This window comes from Flavobacterium sp. C4GT6 (genome assembly GCF_036347315.1).
GTDB lineage: Bacteria > Bacteroidota > Bacteroidia > Flavobacteriales > Flavobacteriaceae > Flavobacterium.
This window is the reverse complement of record NZ_JAZGZU010000017.1, coordinates 35,706-60,370: the sequence shown is the minus strand read 5'-3', so window position 1 is coordinate 60,370 and position 24,665 is coordinate 35,706. Positions and strand designations below refer to the sequence as shown.

At 37.0% G+C, this 24,665-nt stretch carries 15 protein-coding genes; 4 read left to right on the top strand and 11 right to left on the bottom strand.

Translation table 11 applies throughout. The annotated features are described in order from the left end of the window. Positions 1 to 40 precede the first annotated feature (40 nt). The 3 genes from hemN to V3Z67_RS16115 form a co-directional block, all read right to left on the bottom strand. Positions 41 to 1,405 (bottom strand): oxygen-independent coproporphyrinogen III oxidase, encoded by a 1,365-nt coding sequence (gene hemN / locus V3Z67_RS16125; protein WP_330444296.1) that lies wholly within the window; start codon positions 1,403 to 1,405, stop codon positions 41 to 43. A gap of 152 nt (positions 1,406 to 1,557) precedes the next feature. After that, the gene (locus V3Z67_RS16120; RefSeq protein WP_330444295.1) at positions 1,558 to 2,955 is read right to left on the bottom strand and encodes a di-heme oxidoreductase family protein; all 1,398 of its coding nucleotides are present in this window, start codon (positions 2,953 to 2,955) and stop codon (positions 1,558 to 1,560) included. Between the two features lie 85 nt (positions 2,956 to 3,040). Further along, positions 3,041 to 4,228, bottom strand: a complete 1,188-nt coding sequence (locus tag V3Z67_RS16115) for an imelysin family protein (protein WP_330444294.1) — start codon at positions 4,226 to 4,228, stop codon at positions 3,041 to 3,043. Positions 4,229 to 4,382: 154 nt separating this feature from the next. Here V3Z67_RS16115 and V3Z67_RS16110 point away from each other — a divergent pair, with 154 nt between their 5' ends. Genes V3Z67_RS16110 through V3Z67_RS16100 form a run of 3 tightly spaced genes read left to right on the top strand, consistent with a single transcriptional unit; the run spans position 4,383 to position 9,242 of the window. Continuing rightward, positions 4,383 to 5,483 carry an imelysin family protein gene (locus V3Z67_RS16110; RefSeq protein ID WP_330444293.1) on the top strand — a complete coding sequence of 367 codons (1,101 nt, stop codon included), beginning with the start codon at positions 4,383 to 4,385 and terminating at the stop codon, positions 5,481 to 5,483. A gap of 2 nt (positions 5,484 to 5,485) precedes the next feature. Further along, the gene (locus V3Z67_RS16105; RefSeq protein ID WP_330444292.1) at positions 5,486 to 6,853 is read left to right on the top strand and encodes an HTTM domain-containing protein; all 1,368 of its coding nucleotides are present in this window, start codon (positions 5,486 to 5,488) and stop codon (positions 6,851 to 6,853) included. Further along, the gene (locus V3Z67_RS16100; RefSeq protein ID WP_330444291.1) at positions 6,828 to 9,242 is read left to right on the top strand and encodes a TonB-dependent receptor domain-containing protein; all 2,415 of its coding nucleotides are present in this window, start codon (positions 6,828 to 6,830) and stop codon (positions 9,240 to 9,242) included. The genes V3Z67_RS16105 and V3Z67_RS16100 overlap by 26 nt, the downstream gene beginning before the upstream one ends. Before the next feature lie 82 nt (positions 9,243 to 9,324). Here V3Z67_RS16100 and V3Z67_RS16095 read toward each other — a convergent pair whose 3' ends face one another. From V3Z67_RS16095 to V3Z67_RS16060, 8 genes are all read right to left on the bottom strand, one after another. Further along, complete coding sequence (locus tag V3Z67_RS16095) at positions 9,325 to 10,506, bottom strand: glycosyltransferase (RefSeq protein ID WP_330444290.1); 1,182 nt, start codon at positions 10,504 to 10,506, stop codon at positions 9,325 to 9,327. Between the two features lie 751 nt (positions 10,507 to 11,257). Beyond that, positions 11,258 to 12,385, bottom strand: a complete 1,128-nt coding sequence (locus V3Z67_RS16090; protein ID WP_330444289.1) for a tetratricopeptide repeat protein — start codon at positions 12,383 to 12,385, stop codon at positions 11,258 to 11,260. 41 nt (positions 12,386 to 12,426) lie between these two features. Beyond that, positions 12,427 to 14,001 carry an AraC family transcriptional regulator gene (locus tag V3Z67_RS16085; RefSeq protein ID WP_330444288.1) on the bottom strand — a complete coding sequence of 525 codons (1,575 nt, stop codon included), beginning with the start codon at positions 13,999 to 14,001 and terminating at the stop codon, positions 12,427 to 12,429. Positions 14,002 to 14,109: 108 nt separating this feature from the next. After that, the gene (locus V3Z67_RS16080; protein ID WP_330444287.1) at positions 14,110 to 14,700 is read right to left on the bottom strand and encodes a chemotaxis protein CheB; all 591 of its coding nucleotides are present in this window, start codon (positions 14,698 to 14,700) and stop codon (positions 14,110 to 14,112) included. Continuing rightward, a complete protein-coding gene (locus V3Z67_RS16075) occupies positions 14,682 to 15,491 on the bottom strand; it encodes a CheR family methyltransferase (RefSeq protein ID WP_330444286.1) in 810 nt (269 codons plus the stop codon). The genes V3Z67_RS16080 and V3Z67_RS16075 overlap by 19 nt, the downstream gene beginning before the upstream one ends. A 6-nt stretch (positions 15,492 to 15,497) precedes the next feature. Then, the gene (locus V3Z67_RS16070; RefSeq protein ID WP_330444285.1) at positions 15,498 to 15,860 is read right to left on the bottom strand and encodes a response regulator; all 363 of its coding nucleotides are present in this window, start codon (positions 15,858 to 15,860) and stop codon (positions 15,498 to 15,500) included. Positions 15,861 to 15,873: 13 nt separating this feature from the next. Continuing rightward, positions 15,874 to 19,446 carry a response regulator gene (locus tag V3Z67_RS16065; RefSeq protein WP_330444284.1) on the bottom strand — a complete coding sequence of 1,191 codons (3,573 nt, stop codon included), beginning with the start codon at positions 19,444 to 19,446 and terminating at the stop codon, positions 15,874 to 15,876. A gap of 10 nt (positions 19,447 to 19,456) precedes the next feature. After that, positions 19,457 to 20,662, bottom strand: a complete 1,206-nt coding sequence (locus V3Z67_RS16060) for a sensor histidine kinase (RefSeq protein ID WP_330444283.1) — start codon at positions 20,660 to 20,662, stop codon at positions 19,457 to 19,459. Between the two features lie 365 nt (positions 20,663 to 21,027). On the opposite strand from V3Z67_RS16060, the gene V3Z67_RS16055 reads away from it, so the two are divergent. Continuing rightward, positions 21,028 to 24,642 carry a PAS domain-containing hybrid sensor histidine kinase/response regulator gene (locus V3Z67_RS16055; protein WP_330444282.1) on the top strand — a complete coding sequence of 1,205 codons (3,615 nt, stop codon included), beginning with the start codon at positions 21,028 to 21,030 and terminating at the stop codon, positions 24,640 to 24,642. Positions 24,643 to 24,665: the final 23 nt, after the last annotated feature.

Below are 24,665 nucleotides of genomic sequence, written 5' to 3'. Positions count from 1 at the left end.
TAAATAAGAGGCTTTTTCTTTGGTCAGGTTGTAAGGTGATTTAAACAACCATCGAGAACAACTTGGTTTCCGGGGCTTTCCTTCTCAGCCTTAAATCAAAGGCCATACAAATATTTCTTACATAGGCTTTACCTTCTTCGGTAACAGTGATACTGTTTTTACCAAACTCCAGCAGCCCGTCACTTTCCATTTCCTTCAGGCTTAATAATGTTTCAGGCAGTTCAGGGAAATAAAGCGAACTATCTTCCCATGATGTTGTAAAACTGCACATAAGGTTTAAAATATGTCTTCTTATAATCAAATCTTCATCGGTTAATAAATGTCCCCTGAAAACCGGAAGCTCATTAAGCTCTATTCTTTTATAGTAATCCTCAAGTACTTTTTCATTTTGTGCGAAGGCATACCAGCTATCACTAATTGATGATACTCCAAGCCCTATCATAAGTTGAGTTTTAGAGGCACTATACCCCATAAAATTACGGTGTAGTTTACCTTCTTTGTAAGCTATGTACATGGCATCGCTTTTAAGGGCAAAATGATCCATACCTATTTCATAGTAATCATTTTCTCCCAGCAGTTGTTTTCCTATTTCATACAGCTTGCGTTTCTCTTCATCCTTAGGCAGATTCTTCTCGTCATAACCGCGTTGTCCGTTACCTTTTATCCAAGGCACATGAGCATAGCTGTAAAACGAAATCCTGTCGGGATTCAGGGCTTTGGTTTTCTCAATGGTATCTACCATAGTTTCTACGGTTTGGAACGGAAGTCCGAAAACAAGGTCATGACTTATGGAGGTATACCCTATTTCCTTTGCCCAAAAAGTAACTCTTGCCACATTTTGAAACGGCTGTACACGGTGAATGGCTTTCTGTACAATAATATCGTAATCCTGTACCCCGAAGCTCACCCTCCTGAATCCTAAATCATATAAGGTTTGCAGGTGTTCCTTTGTGGTATTATTAGGGTGTCCTTCAAAACTGAATTCATAATCGGGTGCTTTTACAGCCCTGTCAAAAATCCCGTTTATAAGAATTTCCAAATTCACAGGACTAAAAAATGTTGGCGTTCCCCCACCCAGGTGAAGTTCTTTAACCCTTGGTTTTTCGGGTAATAAATCACAATACATATTCCACTCGTTAAGTACAGCTGTTATATATGTGGTTTCTACCTCATGCCTACGGGTTACCCTTTTGTTGCATCCGCAAAAAGTACACATGCTTTCGCAAAACGGTAAATGGATATACAGACTTATCCCCTCGGTTGTATTACTTTCATCAAAAGCCTGTAAAAAACTCTGTTTCCAAACGTCTCCTGTAAAGCCGCCATTATCCCAGTAAGGAACTGTAGGATAGCTGGTATAGCGTGGCCCCGGAACGTTATATTTTTGAAGTATATTATTTTCCATTGTGACTGATTTATTTGAATATCAAAATTATACCACACGCTACTGCAAAAAAATGACAATTGTCATGTAGCCGGTTTTGGAAAATAAAAAAAATCCGCACGGGTTGCCCTATGCGGATTTCGGTCAGATTTTATTAAATAGTATAATAAAATTTAAAGTGAATTAAGGAATTTAAGCAGGTCTTCCCTTTCGGAAGCCGAAAGTTCCTTAAACATGTTTTTAGAAGTTTGCGCTTCACCCCCGTGCCAAAGTATAGCCTCAGTAATGTTACGCGCCCTGCCGTCATGCATAAAGTTGGTATGCCCGTTAACCGTTTGAACCAACCCAATACCCCATAATGGCGGAGTTCTCCACTCGCTACCTGTTGCCAGGTAATCAGGAGCATTGTCTGCCAGTTCAGTACCCATATCATGTAATAGTAAATCAGTATACGGCCTTATGGTTTGGTTAGCATATCCTGAAATGTAGTAACTGTTTCCGGTCTCTACTTTCGGTATATGACATGCAACACAATTAATATCATTAAAAATCTGCTTTCCTCTTAATACCGACTGGTCATCATAATTCCTGCGGATAGGAACAGAAAGCGCACTTGAATAAAGTACCATCCTGTTAAAGGCAAGTTCCGGTATCTCTGGTTCACCTCCGTTAGGGATCGTGCTGCAATCTACACCCGGCGGGCAGTTTTCCTCAGGGAATACAGGAGAAGTTATCCCCATATCACCACTAAGTGCACCTGCAACCTGCTGCCTTACATTAGGCTGATTAGCCTTCCAGCCAAAACGCCCCATGCGTTGCGAGTTACTCTCTACATCATATACATAGTTTGCCCTTCCCGAAATGCCGTCGCCATTAGCGTCAAACTCATCGGCAAAAGATAGCCATGTAGCCTCCGGTACTGCCTCCAGGAGTCCTAAACCAACAATCTGGTTGGCTATACGAGGAGAAATTTGCACATTTGCAGCAAGGCCTCCGTAACCAAGATCGGTCACAGTATATGTTGGCTTATGCAGTTCTACGATAGTACCGTCTGCAAAAGTCTCAGTAATCGTTTGGTAAGTAATGGTCATCTGCCCTTCGCGAACAGGACCTAAAATTACATTATCCTGTAACTGACCTCCATAAACCGGATCGGGCAACGCAGCCCCATGAGCATCAACTCCCGGAACACTAAACCTGAAAAGAAGTCCTCTTCCCAGTTCGCCGTCATACATCGGCGGGCGTCCTCTACCGTCTTTAAAGTGACAACTGGAACAGGCAACAGCATTATAAAAAGGCCCTAAACCATCGCGCGCTGTAGTGCTTGATGGTGCCGAAACCCAGGTTTGCCTGAAAAAAGAATTACCTACTCCAAAATCGGTCGACTGATCTGGTGTTAAACCTGAGTAAGCAAAACCAAAAGCCTCTTCAGTTGCATTGTTTACCGTGGCCACACCACCAGAGTATTGCTCTCCCTCTTCAGGAGAGAGGCTTACATAATCTTCATCATTATTGCTGCATCCCGTTATAAAAAGGGAAGCCAACATTGCTGAACAGATAACTTTTTTCATTTATTTATAGTAACTGCAAAGTGCCCGTCTTTAAAAAAGAGGGCACTTTGATATGATTCAATTTGCGTGTAAAACTACTTAATAGTTACTCTATATCCAAGTTAAGCTTAGCTGCTCCAGCTAATAAGTTAGCTCCTAATTCCTGTTGTAAATTAAGTACTGCAGCTTTTACTTTAGCTCCCTCTTCAGAAGTTGCTCCGCCAGAGATAGCATAATCAAATGGTATTGCAATTGCAGCAATACTAGCCTCTGTAGTAGCTATAGCTGCATTTGTATTTTGAGCTGTCTCAGCATCGGCCTGTGCAACAAGATCTTCAAGAGAAGCTCCTGATACAGCACCATACTCACCTCTATAAACATTAATCACACCTTTATAGTTTAGGTAAACATCACGGTGGGTGTTATCACTAAAGCAAGAGTGTTCATCTTCCTGATCCATGTTAGCAAGAGCTACATCCATACGCTCAACAGCAAGTTCGGCAGATGCAAGAGTAACGATACCTAAATACATATTTTGTAAAGCCTCATCTTCAGGTAAAGCAAGAAAAACAACTCTGTATTCCCCACCTTCTTTCCATTGGTCAACAAGGTAAGAAAGGTGATCTTTAAGCAAATCAGCACAAACTACAAGGTACTCACGTCTTCTGTCTTCGTTAAGTGCTGTTCCGCCTTCGTCAACAAAATCAGTATAAGCTCTCTGTCCAGGCAAATTATCTGCAGGAGCAGTTAAATCCTGTCCCCATAATAAGAACTCAATAGCATGGTAACCCGTACTGATGTTTTTTTCACCACCATCTTCGTTAAGGCTAATAAGAAGATCCTTAGTAATTTCAGGGAAGTTTTCTGTATCGTTAATAATACCACCGTTTAAAACAGTACCGTTATTATCTACATAGTCAATATAGTTTTCATCAAGCGGCCATGCGTTAAGTAAACCTTCCGGTCCGTTTTCGTCATCAATCGGTCCGTTAGCAAAACGAAATGCCTCGGTAGTTCCGTAACTTTCCCTTGCGTCTCTCCATTTGTTTTTAGCTTCAGTAAAATTAGCATCTGTAGGCTCTCCAACAAAAGTGTTGATAGCAGTTTCTAGTGCTACTGCATCATCATAAGCATCCTTATAATTTTGGTAAACAATATTAGCATAGTTCTCTATTACTGCTGATTTAGATACCTGATTCCCCGCAGGTGTACTTTGATCGTCATCACTGCTACAAGAAGCTAATACTAAACCTGCCGCTGCAACAAATGATAACCCAAGAGTAAGTTTTTTCATTATTTAAATATTTGGTTAACGTTATTTAGATTTATTAAAAACAAGGCAAATGTAAAAACTTATGTAATATCTCAAAAGAAATTGGGGATAAATTATTTATAATAATTATAGATAAGTGGTTTCAGTTTTTTATTTTTGCAAAAATTTTTTAGAAATGAAAAAAACACTTGCGCTATTTATTTTGGCAGTAGTTGGATTAGGATGTTCATCTAATGATAATGAAGAAGTTAACAACACACCTAGTTTTGACCGTAGTGCCATACTTGTAAACTGGGCCGATAATATTATAATCCCTTCTTACGAGAATTATACTGCAAAAGTTACCACACTAAGTGAAAAGGCTGCAACATTTACACAAACTCCTGATGAAACAGGACTTGCAGAATTAAGAACTGCATGGCTTGATGCCTATGTTGCTTACCAATATGTAGCCCTTTATGATTTTGGAAAAGCTTCACTACTTTACCTTAAATTAAGCGCTAATACTTACCCTACAGATGTTGCCGGAATTGAAGCTAATATTGCTTCGGGCAGTTATAACCTTGGTACACAGATACAGTTTAGCCGTCAGGGATTCCCTGCTATAGATTATTTAATATATGGTACTGGTACAGACAGCGAAATCATAGCTTCTTACAGTAACCAGGCAACTGCCGATTACCTAAACGCTATAATAGCACAGCTAAAAAGTATTGCAGAGCAGGTTACTAACGACTGGAACGGAGTCTACAGAGATACTTATGTAAACAACAACAGTACATCTGTTAGCAGCTCAATAAATATTACAACAAACAACTTTATCAAAAATTTTGAGAAAGATGTTAGAAGTGGTAAAGTAGGTATACCTGCAGGTATTTTCTCTAACGGAGTTACTTATGCCGATAAAGTAGAAGCTTACTATAAAAACGATGTTTCAAAAACTTTACTTACTGCCGGTATAAAAGCACAACAGGACTTTTTTAACGGTAAGGCTTTTAACGGTACAACAACAGGCGCAAGCCTTAAAAGTGCACTTGATGTCGTAAATGCTGTTAGAGACGGACAAAATCTTAGCGCTATAATCAACAATCAGTTTGGTACAATTAATACTGCTGTAAGCGCACTTAACGAGAGTTTCTCTGACCAGATTACTCAGGACAATAACAAAATGCTTACTGCTTATGACGCCATGCAACAAAATGTAGTTTACCTTAAACTGGATATGATGCAGGCTCTTAATATTACCATTGACTATGTAGATGGTGACGGTGATTAATAATGACATCACATATAAAATCATATCTAAACTCATACACTGATGCTGCAACACTGGCCTTTTACAGGCTGGTGTTCGGTTTTATGATGCTGTTAGGACTTATACGTTTTGCATCATACGGATGGATAGATAAGTTTTATATACAACCTTCCTTTCATTTTACCTATTACGGATTTAGCTGGGTCAAGCCCATAGGCATTTACACTTATGGTATTTTTATACTGTGTGCCCTGGCGGCAATTGGAGTGGCAATTGGCTACAGGTACAGGCTTTCGGCAATTGTTTTCTTTCTAAGCTTTACTTACATAGAGCTTATGGACAAAACAACCTACCTTAACCACTACTATTTTATATCTATAGTAAGTTTTGTAATGATATTTTTACCGGCAGCATCGTGCTTTTCAGTTGATGCTTATAAAAACCCAAAACGTGCCTTTTCAGAAATACCACGCTGGACAGTAGATATTTTAAAGCTGCTACTTGCCATAGTATATTTTTATGCCGGATTGGCGAAACTTAATTCCGACTGGCTTTTACGAGCCATGCCATTAAAGATATGGCTATCAGGTCATGCCGAACTTCCGCTAATTGGTCCGCTTATGCTTAAAAACTGGATACACTATTTCTTTAGTTGGTTTGGTGCTATATATGACTTGGGTATTGTATTCCTGCTTATAAATAAAAGGTTCAGATTAATAGGTTTTGCCTTCGTGGTTGCTTTCCACCTGCTTACGGCACTGTTGTTCCCTATTGGTATGTTCCCTTATGTGATGATTGTTTCTACACTGATATTCTTTAGTAGTGACTTTCATAAAAAATGCCTGGCAATACTAAGCAAAGCTTTAAAGCTTCCGTCAATAGTGATTGACAGTACAAAAAAATACATTCCGCGTTTCAGGCCACTATATAATTTGACTATTATATCGCTTTCCCTGTTACTACTGTTTCAGCTAGCCTTTCCGTTTAGGTATTTATGTTATCCGGGAGAGCTTTTCTGGACCGAAGAGGGATTCAGGTTTTCATGGAGGGTAATGCTTATGGAAAAAGCGGGTTACGCTCAGTTTATAGTTACCGACTCCAAAACCGGAAAAAGCATTTATGTAAATAACGAAGATTTCCTTACCCGTTTTCAGGAAAAACAAATGTCTTTCCAACCCGATTTTATACTGGAATATGCACATTACCTGCACGACCATTATGAAAAGGAAGGAATGACAAACCCTGAAGTAAGGGTAAATTGCCATGTGGCACTTAACGGAAGGCTAAGCCGACCATATATTGATCCAAAAATAAATTTAGCAGATAAAAATGAATCATTCAAGCACAAAGACTGGATATTACCTTTTGAAGAAACTATTTGGGGGCTATAGCCTGTTGTTGCTATTGCTGCCGGTATTTGCTCTGGCACAAAATACCATTACTGGAAAAGTAGTTTCTGATAAAGGAGACGCTATACCTTATGTGGATATTTTTAATAAAACCGCAAACAGTTCTTTGTCAACTAACGGGAAAGGTGTTTTTAAAATAAACGCCTCTACCCCTCAAACCCTTGTATTTTATACTGATGGTTATATGCTTATTGAGCAGACTTTATCTCCGTCCCCAAGCGAAACTGTTGTTACCCTACAAAAAATAATTGACCTTGATGAACTGGTTATACAGCAGGAAAAGTTCTATTCGCTTAATAAAATGAAGGATATAGATGGTACAGCCATTTATGCCGGAAGAAAAACAGAGGTTATAAGTGTTGAAAAAATCACTGCTAATAAAGCCACTAACAATACACGCCAAATTTATGCACAAATTGCGGGACTTACCATTAACGAAAACTCCGATGGTGGTTTGCAGCTTAGTATTGGAGGACGCGGACTAAACCCTAACCGTACCTCTAACTTCAATACCCGTCAAAACGGATATGATATAAGTGCCGATGTTTTAGGTTATCCCGAAAGTTACTACACTCCTCCTACCGAGGCTTTAGCCGAGATTCAGGTAATACGCGGTGCTGCTGCATTACAGTACGGAACACAGTTTGGCGGACTGGTGAACTTTAAGTTCAAAGCACCATCAGGCAAACCAATTGAGGTGGTTACACGCAATACCGTAGGTTCATATAACCTGCTTACTAACTTTACCAGCCTTAGTGGTACAACAGGTAAATTTAGTTACTACACCTTCTTTAACTATAAGCAGGGAGATGGTTTTAGACCTAATTCTAACTTTAACAGCCGTAACTTTTTTGCTAACCTGAACTATCAGTTTACTGAAAAAACATCAATTCATTTTGATTATACCATGTTTGATTATCTGGCCAAACAACCCGGTGGATTAAGTGATTATATGTTTTATCAGGATATGTTTCAAAGTAACAGAAACAGAAACTGGTTTGATGTAAACTGGAATCTTTTCGCATTAAGATTAAACCATCACTTTACCGACAAGTCCCAGTTCTCATTACAACTGTTTGGACTTGATGCCAGCCGTAATGCATTAGGTTTTCGTTCAAACAGGGTAGCAAACCCTGATATTGAAGGAACAGAAAGAGACCTGCTTAAAGGAGATTTTGTAAACTGGGGTGCCGAGGCTCGTTTTTTACAACAATATGATATTAATGGTAATAGCAGTGCATTACTTATTGGTGCCAAGTACTATCAGGCGAGAAATACAGGTTCTCAGGGACCGGGAAGTTCTGGCAGTGACCCCGATTTTGACTATGCTTTTAATGAGTTCCCTAACTATGCTAATCAAAACGATTATGTGTATCCAAACCTTAATATTGCCTTTTTTGCCGAAAACATGTTCAGGTTATCACCAAAATTCACATTAACACCGGGGATTAGAGTTGAAAATATCCGTACAAAAGCAGACGGATATTACAGAATAATAAATAAAGATTTGGCAGGTAATATAATTTTAGACGAAACAAATCAGGAAAATGTAACCAAACAAAGAGGGTTTATCCTTCTAGGACTGGCAGCAAGTTATAAGCCTAATAACATGGTTGAGTTTTATGGTAATTTAGCTCAAAACTATAGGTCGGTTACTTTTAACGATATTAGAAATACTACACCAAGCCAGACTATTGACCCGAATATTACAGATGAAAAAGGATATACTTCCGATATAGGCGTTAGAGGAAAATTAGCTGATAAGTTATCTTATGATGCCAGTATATTTGGTTTGTATTATAATGATAAAATTGGTGAATATCCTACATTTATAAATCGAAAATATACACGTTACAGAAGCAATGTAGGAACGGCGATAACATATGGTTTTGAAACATTATTAGACTGGAACATTACAAATACTTTTTTTAAAGGAAGTAAATTTAAATGGAACGTGTTTACCAACACCTCAATAACAGGATCTGAATACTTAAAATCTGAAGTACCAAATATTGAAGGTAACAGTGTTGAGTTTGTACCACTTGTAAACCTAAAGGCTGGCTCAGGACTTAGATATAAAAACTTTACCTGTAATATCCAGTTAACCTATCTTTCATCTCAATTTACCGACGCTATAAACAGTACTTCAGGAAAAGATGACAACACATACGGAATTTTTGGAGAAATACCATCGTACTATGTTGCCGATATATCTGCTTCCTACCAATGGAAAATGCTGAAACTGGAAGCCGGTATAAATAACTTTACAAATAACTATTATTTTACCCGCAGGGCTACCGGATACCCGGGGCCGGGTATTATCCCTTCTGACCCTAGAGTGTTTTATACCACACTGGAAATAAAGTTCTAAAAATAGCAAACGCCCGGACCAAAAACCGGGCGTTACCAATCAAAACCAATAAAAAAACATTATGAAAAAGTTTTATTCCTCCTTATCTGTAATGTAGGGTGATTTGCCCTAACTGCCCTATGAGGCTAAATGAATTAAATACCGATACTTTTGCATTACGGGCATAAATCCATCTGTCAAGTGGTTTTTCATACCACATTTGTTTTACGGTATAACCACCGTATATCTTTTTAAGCCGTAGTAATATCTCTACATCAAACAGGCTTTTTGTTAGAAACCTTTTACCAAAAGCCAGCTCTACCACATCGCTCGACATTATTTTTACTCCGCATTGCGCATCCCTAAAATCAAGCCCGAACACTTTGCGCATGGTAAAATTTATTACCCTGTTTAAAAACTTTCTTGTAGGTTCTGTAGAGATATCGGCTCCCATTCTACTTATCCTGCAACCGCTAACCACCTTAAACTTTGAGTGTGTTATTGTTTTTACCAAATCACTAAAGTCCTGGAAGTTTGTAGATAGGTCGGCATCCATAAAGCCTATATAATCAAACTGCTTTTGTTTTTCAAGACTCATCATACCAAGGCGTATTGCCTCTGCCCTCCCTACATTCTTCTTACAGTTATATATACTTATACGGCCTTTGTTTTCCTTTTGTATATCCCTTAGCACTTCTAGTGTACCATCGGTACTGCCATCGTTTACAAAACACAGGTGATATCCAAGGTTTTTAAATACAAAATTTCTAAACTCATCACTTAACAGCCAGGTTTCTTCGTTATAACAAGGTATAACCACACCAACACAACTGTTTTGTATGTATCTGTTGTTATTGCCTGCTGTAAGCTCTGTTTGTCCTCCTATGAGTCTTTTTACCCTTATACCTATCTCTTTAAGGCTTAAAGGTTTTTTCATATACTCATTAGCTCCAAGCTCAAAACCTTTTTCTATAATATCATCATCTGTATTACCGGTTAATATCATTACCGGAGTATTGTGTTCTTTAATGAACCTTATATATTTTAAAACCTCTAATCCCGACGATTTATCATTTATCTCGGCTAATGTATTCTCAAGAGAATGCTGATCTGCAGTAACCGACATATTAATATCAATAATCGCTAAATCAGGCTTATGGATATCATAGTACTGAACTGCGTCAAAAATATTATCGGCGCTTATCACTTCATATCCTAAATCGGTCAGTGTTTTTTGAAGAGACAATAATACCAGTTGTTGATCATCCATTATTAATATTTTCATTTCGTGTGCTTTAGTGATTTTGATATACCAAAGTTATATTAGTACCATAAGTTTTTAGGTCAAATTTAGACAGCGCGTAATTTGGTGTCGACGAACTGCTTATTTTTATCGATTTACTACTTCATTAAATGCATAAAAAAACCCCAGTGACTGTTACATCAAAGGGGCCTCGCTTTAAAAAAAAATAGACATTAGTAAAGCTAACATTAAACATTAATGTTTTTGGTATTTCATCAGGCTATCATCGGTATTATGGCGGGGATCACAGCTACATAATCAAATATGTTGCTTAATCATATCGCAAAGATGTAAAGTATTAAAAAGTGTTTGAGGCAATTTTCGATGAATGGCATTTTTGTTTAGATGAAACAAAAAACCCTACTGATAATTTAACTCGAAAGTGCTATAAAAAAACAACCATCCCGGAGTGTTAAATACCTAAATCCTCCGAGATGGTCAAACTAGCTAAAAAAAGAATTAATATAAAAATATTACTCAACTAAACCCTTGGAATTACCTGAGGTCATATTGTGTAAAGTAATTAGAGGATTAAAAATTGCCCCACATAATCCTTAATTATCTTTACAGCACCTGTACAAGAATCCCTAAAAGAGTTGCAGCAAAGCTATAGCTAATTATGACCATTGTAAAACTTAAAACTTTAAATATTATGGAATTTTCCCTGATTTTAAAAGAAAAAAAATAAACATAAAAACCTAAAAAACAACAAGTTAAATAACAAAAATACAATTTACTGCTCTTTATTAATCTGTTCCTTTTTTTTGTTTAATTTTTTCTTTTTTTTGACAATTTTGTAAGCCAAATAAGACATGATTGCAATAAAAACCAGTATTGCTCCCAGTAATATGAAGATGAATTTACTTTTTGTTTCCTTTTGTGACTTCTCTTTTTCTTCAGACAAACCATTAACCACAGTGTTTAAGGATTTCTTCTCTTCAGCAATTATCCTTTTTGTTTCTTCAAAATAAAGCCTACTGTAATACTCATAATTTTGAGTATCTTTTATGGCTTTATAATTTTCAGATAGTTGCTTGTAAACTTCCTTTTTTATAGAGAGGTCATTCATTTCCTCTAAATCGGCATTTACTTCCTTTAGAATGGTAATTGCTTTTTCATTTTCATTTTCCTGTTTATAAATTCTGGAAAGCCCCATTTTAGCATATGCCAGGCTATGCCCAGAATTTACTTCAAGAGAATACTTTATTGCCTCTTTAAAATTAAATTCGGCAGCATTAAAATTATTTATTTCAATATAACAATCGGCAATATTATTATGTGCTATGGCGACACTTACCATATTAATTTTTTTGGACACATATTTCTTATATACACTTGCTGCCTCTTTAAAGTAAGGCAATGCATACTCACACCCCAGACTTGTGCGCTGTATAAGCCCCTTAACAATAAGTATGTTTCCCCCAAGATATTTTAAGGAATCAGGAATTTCTTCAGTTTTAAAAACCTCCTCAGCTTCGTTAATATATAATAATGCCTTATCATCAAGTCCAAGCCTCCTGTACTGCCCCCCAATAAAGCCCGATACCTGTAACCTGTTTACCGGACTCCCCTTTTCATCGGCTATTTTTTTGGCTTTTAGAGCCGTTTCCATTACCGCGTCGTGATTTTTTAAAACAGCATAGGCATTTGCCGAAGTTAGCAAATAGCTAATTTGCATTGAAGGATCTGTAATTAAAGGGTAAACTTCCTCAACCCGACTTATTGCTTCCTTAGGGTTGTTATACACCATAAGATTAAGCTCTGTTTTAAGACTGTCAAGATTTACCTGTGCTGTTGCATAGCTAAATACAAACAGCAGGCAAATAATTAATTTAACTTTTTGCAAGGTGATTTTATTCATGGGCAATACTAAAATAAATCCCGTACAAGGTACTTATTATTTTAAGCAGACTCCTTTTCTTTATCTATTTTCTTTTTAAGAAAGTTTATAAACTGTTTTGGGGTTAAATCTGTAACCGATTTAAACACTACAGTGAATGCGCTGTGTGAAGAAAAACCACAAATTTCTGCCAGGTAACTTACCTTATAAGTAAGGTATTTTTTATCAGACTGCATCAGGGCTACTATATAATTAATGCGTAAATCATTTATATAGGCATTGAAGTTTTTACCTTTATTATTATTAATAATATCTGACAGGTATTTTGAATTGGTTTTAACTCTCTTTGCCAAAAGTTGCAATGACATATTAGGATTAGTAAACTCATCTCCCCTTTCAAACTCTTTAAGCTTTTCCAGTACAGCCTGCTCTGTTTTTTCTGATATAGCCAGTACTTTTCCCTCAACTTTAGTTGTTACTTCATCTGCAGACAATGCAAAATCAGTACTAACTTTAGTAGCTTCAATTCTGGACAACAGTTTTTCAAACTTATTATATTCGTCATCCAGTTTTTTGTTATACACAAAATAGGCTATAAATACAATCGCAAAAACCAGTAACATACCAACAAACATAGTGGTGTATCTGGACATATCCTTATTAATAACGATATTTTGTTCTTTTTCTATTTCAATTATCAGAGTGTTTCTGGCATCACGCTCCTTCCAGATAAGCGCTGTAGAGACTTCTTTATGCTTTAAGGAACTTTCACTATACAACTCCTTATTATCAGTTTTTAAATATAATTCCGAAAGATTTTGGTACACATCTGCTTTTACCCACGACTCAATTACATTACAGGCCAGTGCTGCCTCAAAAGCAGCCTGCGCCACATCATACTGATTGTTTTTAATAGCTATTTGCCCCATACCATTATAGACACAAGCCGCTATTGATGAAAACTCAAATCCTATTTCTTTTAAAATATCAATACATTTTTGATAATGGTTTGCTGCTGCTACATAATCAGATGCTAAAAAAGATGCATTAGCAAGCGCCTTTCTCACTTTTGCTTTTAAAACAGGATGATTCTTCTTACCGTTTTCCAATATCTTATTAGCCGATGAAAGTACATTAATAGCCTCACTATATTGTTTGGACTTAATTAATACACCGGCTTTTTCATATAAAATTTTGGTCTCAATCACTGTTTTAGCATCTGCATCCTCTATATGTGTTAGCTGTTCTTCTGCTCTTGCAATATATGATGACGCCCTGTCTTCAATACCAAAAAAACGGCAACGGGAAGAAATGGTAATATATACCAAACTTTTAAGGGAATAATCATCGTCGGAATCCGCTAAAAAATTAGCCTTAAAAAGAGACTCAATACTTTCACTGAAATCATCAGTAAGAAATTTACTTTCAGAAAGCAGGTAGTAGGCCTTTACCTTGTCTGCATTTGTTTTAGCATTTTTAAGAAGATATTCGGCCGTCTTGATACTTTGTACAGGATTATTGTAGTAACCATTACTATTTTCCGTAAAAATCTTTTCAGTATCAGTGACAATCTGAGCTATGGTAGTTTCTGAAAAGAATAACAAACAAGCAAATGATATAATAAACCTTACAACCATAAATATCAATTTCTCCTGCAAAGATAAACTTTTGTAAAAATGTTAAAGTCGATTTTTTATGTCTTTAGAAAACTTTAATACAGTAATCGTTCTTATATCAGAAAGATATTATTTTGAAGTATTTATATTCTTAACAAATTCAAGTATTTGCTTTATATCTAAAACAAGATCCGGACTCATATTCTCTATCGCATACTCCGGCATATAAGCCACCTCGGCACTATCGGGTTTTTGTACTACTGTTATCCCTCCCGATTCTTTTATAGCCTGAAGTCCTGCAGTACCATCTGCATTTGCTCCCGAGAGTAATATAGCTGCAAGTGAAGATCCGTAAATATCGGCCGCCGACTCAAAAGCAACATCAATACTGGGACGACTGTAATTTACCTTTTCAGATATGTCTAACGATATGGTTTCGTCTTTTTCAAAAAGCAGATGATAGTCAGACGGAGCTATGTATATGTATCCAGGTTCTACCGGAACCTTGTCTTCCACTTCCATAATAGGGATGGGAGTTTTTATGGATATGAGGTTTTCCAATAAATTATCCTCACCGCTTTTGCGGTGTAGCACTATTATAAGGGCAAAAGAATTAAGTTGCTCCAGTTTGGGGAGTACTTCTATAAGTACTTCAAGACTTCCGGCCGAACCTCCTATAAGTAGCGCCTTACATCCTGAAATTATTTTACTTTCTTCCATATCTTCTCCCTGTTAAGTTGCTGAAATTTATCCTGAACGGTAGAAAACTTAATGGTTTCCTTAGTACCCAATGCCAAATAACCTAAGTATGATAAGCTACTGTCAAACAATCTTAGCACTCTATCCTGCAAATGCTTATCAAAGTAAATAAGCACATTACGGCACATTATTAAGTCAAACTCATTAAACGAAGCATCTGAAACCAGATTGTGTTGCGAAAACACCATTTTTTCGTTTAATTCACAACTAAACTTCGCCAGTCCATAGTTTGCCGTATAATAATCGGAAAAATCTTCACTACCTCCCGAAAGCCTGTAATTTTCTGCATACTGCTTAATCATCCTTAGCGGAAACAAACCTTTTTTTGCTGTATCTAAAACAACCGAATTTATATCTGTTGCATACAGTAATGATTTGTGCAGTAAGTTGGCTTCCTTAAGTAATATTGCCATAGAGTATACCTCTTCCCCTGTTGAACAGCCGGCATGCCATATCCTTATAAAAGGTTTAGTAGCCAGTACCGGTACAATTTCTTCACGCAGCAATTTGTAAAACGAAGGGTCCCTGAACATCTCGGTAACATTAACCGTTATCTCCTCGACCAAATGTTTTACATACCCCTCTTCACTCCTTATTTTAGAAAGCACATCAGAAAAACGGGATATCCCATCTATCTGGTACAACCTTTCTACACGCCTTTTTAAAGAAGCTTTAGAGTAGCCACTAAAGTCGTAACCATAATATTCAAACACCTCATTTATCAAAACTTCAAGTTCACGGTCACTAATCATACAGTTTTATATGGTATTTAATAAAAGTAATAATTTATCTACATCAATAGGTTTGGAAATATAGGCATCAGCCCCCGCTTCAAGACATTTTTCCCTATCGCCTGCCATAGCCTGTGCCGTAACCGAAACTACCGGTAATAACTGCCTGTGTGGTATTTCCTTTATAAGCGGTATAGCCTCATAACCATCCATATCGGGCATCATCATATCAATTAATACAACATCTACCCCGGTATTGCCCTTTAGCATTTCTATCGCCTCTTCGGCTCCGCCGCAGGACATACACTCAAACGACTTGGCCTTTAACGTTGCCGTTAATGCAAAAATATTTCTGGCATCGTCGTCTATTATTAAAACTTTTTTACTCATTAGTTTTGTTTTATCAGGCTTTATCGTAAAGCCATACCCTTAATAATGAAAGTAGCTGATCTACATCTACCGGCTTGGTTATATAATCAGAAGCTCCTGCATTGATACATTTTTCCCTGTCTCCCGTCATGGCTTTTGCCGTAACGGCAATAACCGGAAGGTCTTTAATATTTTTGGTTTGCCTTATTCGGGTAGCTGTTTCATAGCCATCCATATTAGGCATCATCATATCCAGTAGTACTATATCTACATCAGGGCGCTCTTCTAAAACCTTAAGTGCTTCCTTACCGTCTATAGCCGTTAATACATTCATTTTAAGCACTTCAAGCGCTTTGGTTAGCGAATAAATATTTCGTACATCATCATCTACCACAAGCACCGTTTTACCATTAAGGATATTATTGAGTGTATTAAAGTTTTTGTTCTTTTTATTATTTCCCTTTTTGTTTTGCTCCACTAGGTGAAGGAAAAGCGAAACCTCATCCAGCATTCGCTGATACGAATGGGCCGTTTTTATCACTATGGAGTCGGCATACTTTTTAATTTTAAGTTCCTCTTTCATAGAAAGGCTCTTACCTGTAAACACAATAACCGGAATATTATCAAGCGACTCGTTTTTCACATTTTCAAGCAGTTCATAGGCCTGTTTGTCGGGAACTCCCATATCAAGTATTACACAGTCTACATTAGCGCCCTGTAATGCAGTAACACCATCATTCACTTCACTCTTAATCTCTGATTTTATATCATTGGTTTCAAGGAAGTAAGCCAGGGCTTTTGCGTGTTTAGGGTTATCTTCTATGATTAGTACTTTTTGCGAATCCCTGTTTACAATGTGTTCAATTTTCCTGAAAACATCAGGTATCTGTTCATAAGCTACAGGCTTGTCCAAAAAGTTTACAGCACCTTTTAAAAGGCTTTCCTGCTTCACTTTGTAAGACGACATTATGTGTACCGGGATATGCTTGGTAAGTACATTGTTTTTTAACTCTTCCATTACTTCCCAGCCGCTTTTTATCGGAAGCTGAATATCCAGTAATACTCCTATAGGTTTGTATTTTAATGCCAGGTTAAGTGCCTCATCTCCCCTAACCGATACTACTCCTTTATAACCTCGCTGATGGGTAAACTCCAGTAATGACTTGGCGAAATTAGTATCATCTTCCACAATAAGTATCACCTTATCGCCATCGTTTACCTCATCCCTGTCATCGGGTACATCATCTGGTATTACAGGGCTTACATACTTATCTTCAATCACTGGTTTAGCAGTTGTCTCTGTCAGTTCTTCTATTTTTTCTTTAGCAGCTACCATAGTTGGCTTGGTAACGATTAGCCTGCCGGATGCCGCACCCAGCACAGGTATGGTAAGTGTAAACTCACTACCTTTATTAATATCACTAACCAAAGTAATTTCACCACCCAGCAGTTTTGCCAGTTCCCTACTAATAGAAAGCCCCAGCCCGGTACCGCCATATTTACGTTTGGTAGAACCATCGGCCTGTTGGAATGCTTCAAAAATAAGGGGTTGTTTTTCACGCGGTATACCTATACCTGTATCTTTCACAGTGAAAGATACTAACTTATCATTATCCTTAACCTTTTTGATTTGCAGGGTTACCGAACCTTCTGCCGTAAACTTAATGGCGTTAGAAATAAGGTTCTTTAATATCTGATCCAGTCGCATTTTGTCTGTTTTCACCACCAGTGGAGCATCTTTATCATCTATAAGGAACTCTATATTCTTTTCTTTAGCTACTTCGGCAAAAAGATTTTTTAACCCTTCGTTAATTTCCCTAACCGAAACATCCAGAAACTCAACTTCCATTTTACCTGCCTCGATTTTAGAAAGATCTAAAATCTCATCAATCAGCCCCAACAGTCCGTTACCTGAACTTTGTATAACCTTCGCAAACTCTATTTGCTCATCGGTCATATTCTTATCATTATTTTCAGAAAGCAGTCTGCTTAAAAGCAATATTGAGTTAAGCGGTGTGCGAAGCTCATGTGACATGTTTGCCAGGAATTCCGACTTGTATCTTGTACTAAGTTCAAGGTCTTCGGTTTTCTTCTGAATTTCCATATTCCTTTCTTCCAGTAACGTACTTCTTTCGGCAAGTTCCTCATTGGTTTGCTGAAGTTCTTCCTGCTGTACCCTTAGCTCTTCTTCTGACGCCTGAAGTTTAGAGGTTTGTGCCTCCAGTTCGGCATTAATGTTTTCCAGTTCACTGTGCTGAATAATAAGCTCTTCCGACTGTGCCTGTGTTTCTTCCAGTAGTTCCTGTATTCTCTGCCTGTTTTGAGATGCCTTAATCGCTATACCAATATTATTGGCTACCGATTTTAAAAACTCCATATCACGAGAAGTAAATTCGTTTACCGAAGCCAGTTCGGCTACCCCTATAACTTTATCATCCACTAACGGAACAGCAACTACATGCTTAGGCTTAACTTCGCCTAAGGCATAGGAAATGGTAATATCGTTTTCCGACAGTGATTTAAGTTCTAGTACTTTGCCCGATGTTACTGCCTGCCCGGTAATACCTTGGCCTACATTAAGTCGGTCTCTTTTACTACCTCCATAACTATAACCCGATATCATGTACAACTCCTCACCTTCACACAGGTAGATAACACCTGCTGCTCCTTCTGTATATTCGGCTATATATTCTATTATATCATTGGTAAGTTCTTCCAGTGTTTTCTCACCAATCATTACCTCGTTAAGTTCGGCAACACCTGCCTGTAGCCACTCCTTATCAGAAAGAGATTTAAATGAGCTGTTTAGTGAGCGTGCCATATTATTAAGTGAATAGGCTACCGTACCTAGGGCATCTTTCTCACTATCGTCTACTTCTATCTCATAATTCCCCTGAGCAATTTGTGAAGCAATATCACTAATAACACGTATCCTTTCGGCCATTATAACGTCCTTATTCCTAAGCTCCTTGTGCAGTTTAGCCCTCTCATTATAATCTTTAAGAATGCGCATAAAAAAGGAAATACTTATTAAAAGTGCAAGGATAGCTGCAACAACAATCAATATAGTACTGGTTGAACCATAAGTTTCGGCAGTGGCATTACGTTGTTTTAAAAGCTCCAGTTCCTGACTCTCCATACGTTTTAAAATAACACGCATGCGATCCATAAGTTTTTTACCCTGATCCAAGTCACCAGATAGTGTGGTTTCTCCTCTTGTTTTTTCTTTTATCAGGCTTTGCAGATAATCAAAAAACTCGCTTCTTAACGGTTTCAGTTCCTGCAGGCTTTGTTGCTGTAAAGGATTATCTGCCGTTAGTTTTGTAATGTTTTCAAATATATTATTTGAGTTAATCTCAGCATTGGTATACTGCTCTAAAAAACTTTGCTTACCCGATACCAAAAAGCCTCTTACACTGGTTTGGGCATCTATCAAAACCGTAGCACCATCATTAATATTATAAATAACTTCCTGAGTATGGTTTACATTACCGTTACTTTTTAGTAAGCTGGTAATACTCACATATGATGCTACCGAACTCACTATTAGTATAAAGAGTGAAAGCCCAAAAAAAATTCCAAGATTCCGTTTAAAATTACTATCCATATTATTACTGTTATAACGGTAGCACAATTAAAAAAGTAGCCCCTTGACCCGGAGTACTTTTTGCAGATATGAGTCCGTTATGTTTTTCGATTATTTTTTTAGCTATGGCAAGGCCTATACCTGTGCCTTCATATTTTTTTCGGTCGTTAAGACTCTGGAAAATAATAAATATCTTATCCAAATACTGTTCATCAAAACCAATCCCGTTATCTCTTACCGTAATACGGCAATAAGTCCCGTTAGCATCTGCCGGAGCATCAATATGCTTATCGGCTATTATCTCTCCGGTTATTTGTATAACAGGACTAACATCCTTTTTAGTAAACTTTAGCGAGTTACTAAGCAGGTTTTGAAACACCTGCCTCAACTGGCTTGGTACGCCTGTAACCTTAGGTAAATCCTTTTTAATTACAATAGCATTGCCTTCTTCAATAAGATAGTCCAAATCAGTAACCACCTCATCTACCACTGCATTAACATCAGTCTGCTCAGGTGCCACATCAGATGAGAGCCTTGAATAATCCAGCAAATCGGTAATCAGTTTAGACATCCTCTGGGCTGCTCTAACTGTTCGATCAACATAATCCAAAGCCTTTTCATCATCTGTAAGATAGCGTTCCTTTATCATTTTGATAAACATTTCTATCTTACGTATAGGCTCTTTCAAGTCGTGCGAAACCACCCATGAGAACTGTTGCAGTTCGTGATTTCTAAATTCCAGTTCTTCGTTCTTCTTAATAAGCTCCCTGGTTCTTTCCTCCACTTTTGCTTCAAGGTTTTCCTCGGCCGCCTTTCTTATTTCAACCTCTTTAGAAAGTATGTCTCTAATATTTTTGAGTTCGGTTTTCTGTTCAGATAATTTAAGGAAAGTCTTTACTTTGAGTATAAGTAAATCAGGATCTACCGGTTTAGTGATATAATCCACCCCTCCGGTTTCATACCCCTTAGAAATAAACCTTTTTTGTTTGTTTACTGCCGAAAGGAATATTACGGGAATATCTTTTGTCCTGTTACTACCGGCAAGAATCTCGGCTACTTCAAAGCCATCCATACCCGGCATTTGTACATCAAGTATTATTAAGGAATAATTTTGTTTGAGTATCTTTTTTAAGGCTTCCTCGCCCGATTGGGCTGTATCTACCTGTAAATTGTGGACCTCAAGAGTTTTTCTCAGCGCCAAAAGATTCTCAGATAAATCGTCTACAATTAATATCATCGTATAAAAAGACTCTGTGAGGCAAGAGCTGTTTTTGGGGTTTTAAAATTGTTTTAAGAAAACAGTCTGGATATTTTTTAGCCTAAAAAACTGCCTCTTTTTGATTATTGATGCCCAAATTTAGGAAAACACAAACAGAACAGGTTTGGTGTTAGGTTTTTTTTTACAATACTTTACCTACAAAACAACACTTTATAACTAAAAGTGTAAAATATCTAAAAACCCTACACTAAAAACTATCGTATATACGCTCCGAAAAAAGCTGCCCCAAACACCGAAAAAAACACAAAATTGCCCGTGGAGGCTTGTTATTTCAAAAGAAAATTTTACATTTATTAAATAATATCCCCACTAAACAACACACTATGCTGCAATCCTCTTCTGCTCTACAAAAAGAGTTTAATGATATACTGCTAAAAGATCTCTCACTGTTTAATTGGTTAACCAAAGAATCCCTTGATGGTATATGGTTTTGTGACCTTGAACATCAGGGACATTTCTGGATAAATGACACCTTTTGGAAAACCATAGGTCATTCTAAACCCGAAGACAAAGATGTTTTTGACCGTTGGAGTATGGCTATAAATACCTTTGATAAAAACAGGACATTAACCTTAATAAGGCAATGCAAAGAAAAACCTGAAAAAGGTTTCAACGGTATTTTTGCCTATAGCGACAGTGACAATAATGAAGTTATATTACACTCTAAAGGAAAGGTTATTTATGATGAGAATGATAAGCCTATAAGACTGATTATAAAACATTACAAGGAACGTAACCTTAATCAGGAAAAACTTTTAAGTAAGATTAAAAAGCTTAAAAAGCTTAAAAATATATTTTATACTACAAGTAAAGTTGCTAAAATTGGTGGTTGGGAAGTTGATTTAACCAATAATAATATATTTTGGACAAAAGCTACAAAACAAATCCATGAAGTTAGTAAAGATTATATACCTGAAATAGAAACTGCAATTAACTTCTATGAGGAAGGCTGGAGCAGAGACAGGATAATAGAGCTTTTTACTGCTGCAGTAGAACAGGGAGAACCATTTGATGCTGAATTAAAAATAATATCAGCAAAAGGAAATCCTATATGGATTAGAACAATGGGAAAACCTATTTATGAAAACGGAAGTGTAGTTAAGATATATGGTGCTTTCCAGAATATATCAGTAAGAAAAAAACAGGAAGCTATCTACAAAGAGGCAAAGGAAAGGTTTGAAAAAATATTTAACCATTCTTCCATTGGTATGGTACTGGTAGGTGTAAACGGAAAAATTATTAATATAAATCCTGCTACCATACAAATTTTTGGGTTTAGTAAAGCTGATATGCCAAATATAGTACAAAACTATACTTATAAAGATCTTATACACCCTGACGATCTTCAAACAGCTAATGAATACAGACAAAGACTTATAAACGAAGAGATTGACCATTATACACTTGTAAGCCGTTATTATAAAGCTAATGGAGAACTCATGCTGGGCAAAGTTAATGCAACTTTTGTTAAATCGACAGATGACTCTGAAAGTATGATTATTAGCCATATAGAAGATATTACTTCACAAAAAAAACTGGAAGATCAGGCTCTTGAAAATTCGCTGCGCTTTAAAAGTGCGTTTGAATACTCCCCTAATGGTATGGCACTAGTGGGGCTGGATGGAAAATGGCTTATGGTTAACAAAAGTCTTTGTAATATGCTAGGCTACTCTAAAGATGAGTTTGTCACCCTTAATTTTCAGGATATTACCTATAAAACTGATCTTGATGCCGATTTAAGGTTGCTTAAGGAAACTCTTGAAGGAAAAAAGGACAATTATAGTTTGGAAAAACGATACATTCACAAAAACGGCAGTATAGTATACGGTTTACTTAATGTATCGCTAATAAGAGATGAGAAAAACGAACCACTGTATTTTGTTTCTCAAATAAACGATATTACAAAAAGGGTTAAGGCCAAAGAAGAACTTCAAAACAGCCTACTGGAACTTGAAGGACTTTTAGGTGCTACAACACAAGTATCTATAATTGAAACCGACCTTTTTGGCTATGTAAGAAAGTTTAATAAAGGAGCCGAAAACCTGTTGGGCTACATAGCCGAAGATGTTATAGGAACCTTTAATGTTGGTGCTATTCACGACACAAAAGAGATTGAAGAGCGCGGTAAAGTGCTTTCAAAGCAATACAATCAAAACATTGAAGGCTTTGATGTTTTTGTACACAAAGCTAACTTAGGGGATTATGACTCACATGAGTGGACTTATATAAAGAAAGATGGCAGCAGGTTTCCGGTACAACTGGTGGTAACTGCCATTAGAAATAAGTATGATGAAGTTACCGGATATGTAGGTATAGCTACCGATATTACCCAGCTTAAGGAAATGGAAGCTTCTATTTTGAAAGAAAAACAAAAAGCGGTAGCAGCCAATAAATCCAAATCAGAATTCCTGGCTAACATGTCGCATGAAATCCGTACACCATTGAACGGTGTTATAGGGTTTACCGACCTGTTAATGAAAACCGACCTGAATGAAACGCAAAGGAAGTACATGCAAATGGTTAATACTTCGGCACATTCATTACTGGATCTTATAAACGATATTCTGGACTTCTCTAAAATCGAAGCCGGAAAACTGGAACTTAATGAAGATAAAACCGACTTGGTTGAACTATGTTCACAAACGGTTGACATCATTAAGCATGAGGCTCACGAAAAAGGGCTGGAACTACTGCTTGACATTTCTCCAAAAGTACAACGTTTTATCTATGCCGACTCGGTTAGGTTAAGGCAAATTTTAGTAAACCTGCTGGGTAATGCCATCAAGTTTACCGAAAAAGGTGAAGTGGAACTTAAAATTAGAAATAAGAAAATAGAAAACGACGATGACGAAATGATGTTTGAGTTTTCTATTCGTGATACAGGTATAGGCATTGCACCTCATAACCTGCAAAAAATATTCAATGCCTTTGATCAGGAAGACTCCTCCACTACCCGTAAATATGGTGGTACAGGGCTTGGACTAACCATTAGCAACAGGCTACTGGAACTTATGGACAGCCGCCTTGAGGTTGATAGCGAACTGAATAAGGGAAGTGTATTCTCTTTTAAAGTGAAGTTTAAAACCGAAGTAGGTGAAAACTTCCCTGAAAAGAATACCGAACTGGTAAACAATGTTCTTATTGTAGATGATAACGAGAACAACCTTACCATATTAAGGGATATGCTTGCCTTTGGTAAAGTAAATTCGGTTAGTGCCATAAACGGTATTAAGGCGCTTGAAATTCTTGAAAAAGAAAACAACTTTGACCTTGCTATTATTGACTTTAATATGCCATACCTAAACGGTTTAGAGCTTATAACACATATTAGAAAAAAACTACACATAACTAAAGAGAAACTCCCTATAATACTGTTACACAGTTCGGTTATCGATAATAAGTCGTTACAAATGTGTAAAGACATGGATGTTAGGTTTGAGGTTACAAAACCTATAAGGATAGACCAGTTATTTGAATTTATCAATCATATAAATGATGATGAGGAAACAACTTTTAATGAGATTGTAGCAACTGGTAACAAGCGTGAAGACCAAACCATTAATATACTTATTGCCGAAGATAATCCGGTAAACCAGTTCTTGGCAAAAACCATTATCCAAAAGGTATTACCTAAAGCTAATATTGTAGTGGCTGAAGACGGAGAAAAAGCGGTTAAAATATACCGAAGCATGCCTTTAGACCTTATTTTTATGGATATACAAATGCCGGTTATGAGTGGTTTTGATGCTACAAAAAAAATACGATCTCTGGAAGATAGCGACACCCACATCCCTATCATCGCGCTTACAGCAAGAGCACTTAAAGGCGAAAGGGAACGTTGCCTTGATGCCGGAATGGATGACTATATAACCAAACCTATTATTTTTGACACCATTAAAGAGACCATAAAACTCCACATGCCTATAGCAAACAGGTAAAATGGTTTTACATAATTTATTTA

What these genes read in the sequence shown, in the direction of transcription:
- V3Z67_RS16075 (WP_330444286.1), bottom strand. Translation starts at nt 15,491, where the DNA reads ATGATTAGTGACCGTGAACTTGAAGTTTTGATAAATGAGGTGTTTGAA.
- V3Z67_RS16120 (WP_330444295.1), bottom strand. Translation starts at nt 2,955, where the DNA reads ATGAAAAAAGTTATCTGTTCAGCAATGTTGGCTTCCCTTTTTATAACG.
- V3Z67_RS16065 (WP_330444284.1), bottom strand. Translation starts at nt 19,446, where the DNA reads ATGGATAGTAATTTTAAACGGAATCTTGGAATTTTTTTTGGGCTTTCA.
- V3Z67_RS16090 (WP_330444289.1), bottom strand. Translation starts at nt 12,385, where the DNA reads ATGAATAAAATCACCTTGCAAAAAGTTAAATTAATTATTTGCCTGCTG.
- V3Z67_RS16055 (WP_330444282.1), top strand. Translation starts at nt 21,028, where the DNA reads ATGCTGCAATCCTCTTCTGCTCTACAAAAAGAGTTTAATGATATACTG.
- V3Z67_RS16085 (WP_330444288.1), bottom strand. Translation starts at nt 14,001, where the DNA reads ATGGTTGTAAGGTTTATTATATCATTTGCTTGTTTGTTATTCTTTTCA.
- V3Z67_RS16060 (WP_330444283.1), bottom strand. Translation starts at nt 20,662, where the DNA reads ATGATATTAATTGTAGACGATTTATCTGAGAATCTTTTGGCGCTGAGA.
- V3Z67_RS16110 (WP_330444293.1), top strand. Translation starts at nt 4,383, where the DNA reads ATGAAAAAAACACTTGCGCTATTTATTTTGGCAGTAGTTGGATTAGGA.
- V3Z67_RS16115 (WP_330444294.1), bottom strand. Translation starts at nt 4,228, where the DNA reads ATGAAAAAACTTACTCTTGGGTTATCATTTGTTGCAGCGGCAGGTTTA.
- V3Z67_RS16080 (WP_330444287.1), bottom strand. Translation starts at nt 14,700, where the DNA reads ATGGAAGAAAGTAAAATAATTTCAGGATGTAAGGCGCTACTTATAGGA.
- hemN (WP_330444296.1), bottom strand. Translation starts at nt 1,405, where the DNA reads ATGGAAAATAATATACTTCAAAAATATAACGTTCCGGGGCCACGCTAT.
- V3Z67_RS16105 (WP_330444292.1), top strand. Translation starts at nt 5,486, where the DNA reads ATGACATCACATATAAAATCATATCTAAACTCATACACTGATGCTGCA.
- V3Z67_RS16070 (WP_330444285.1), bottom strand. Translation starts at nt 15,860, where the DNA reads ATGAGTAAAAAAGTTTTAATAATAGACGACGATGCCAGAAATATTTTT.
- V3Z67_RS16095 (WP_330444290.1), bottom strand. Translation starts at nt 10,506, where the DNA reads ATGAAAATATTAATAATGGATGATCAACAACTGGTATTATTGTCTCTT.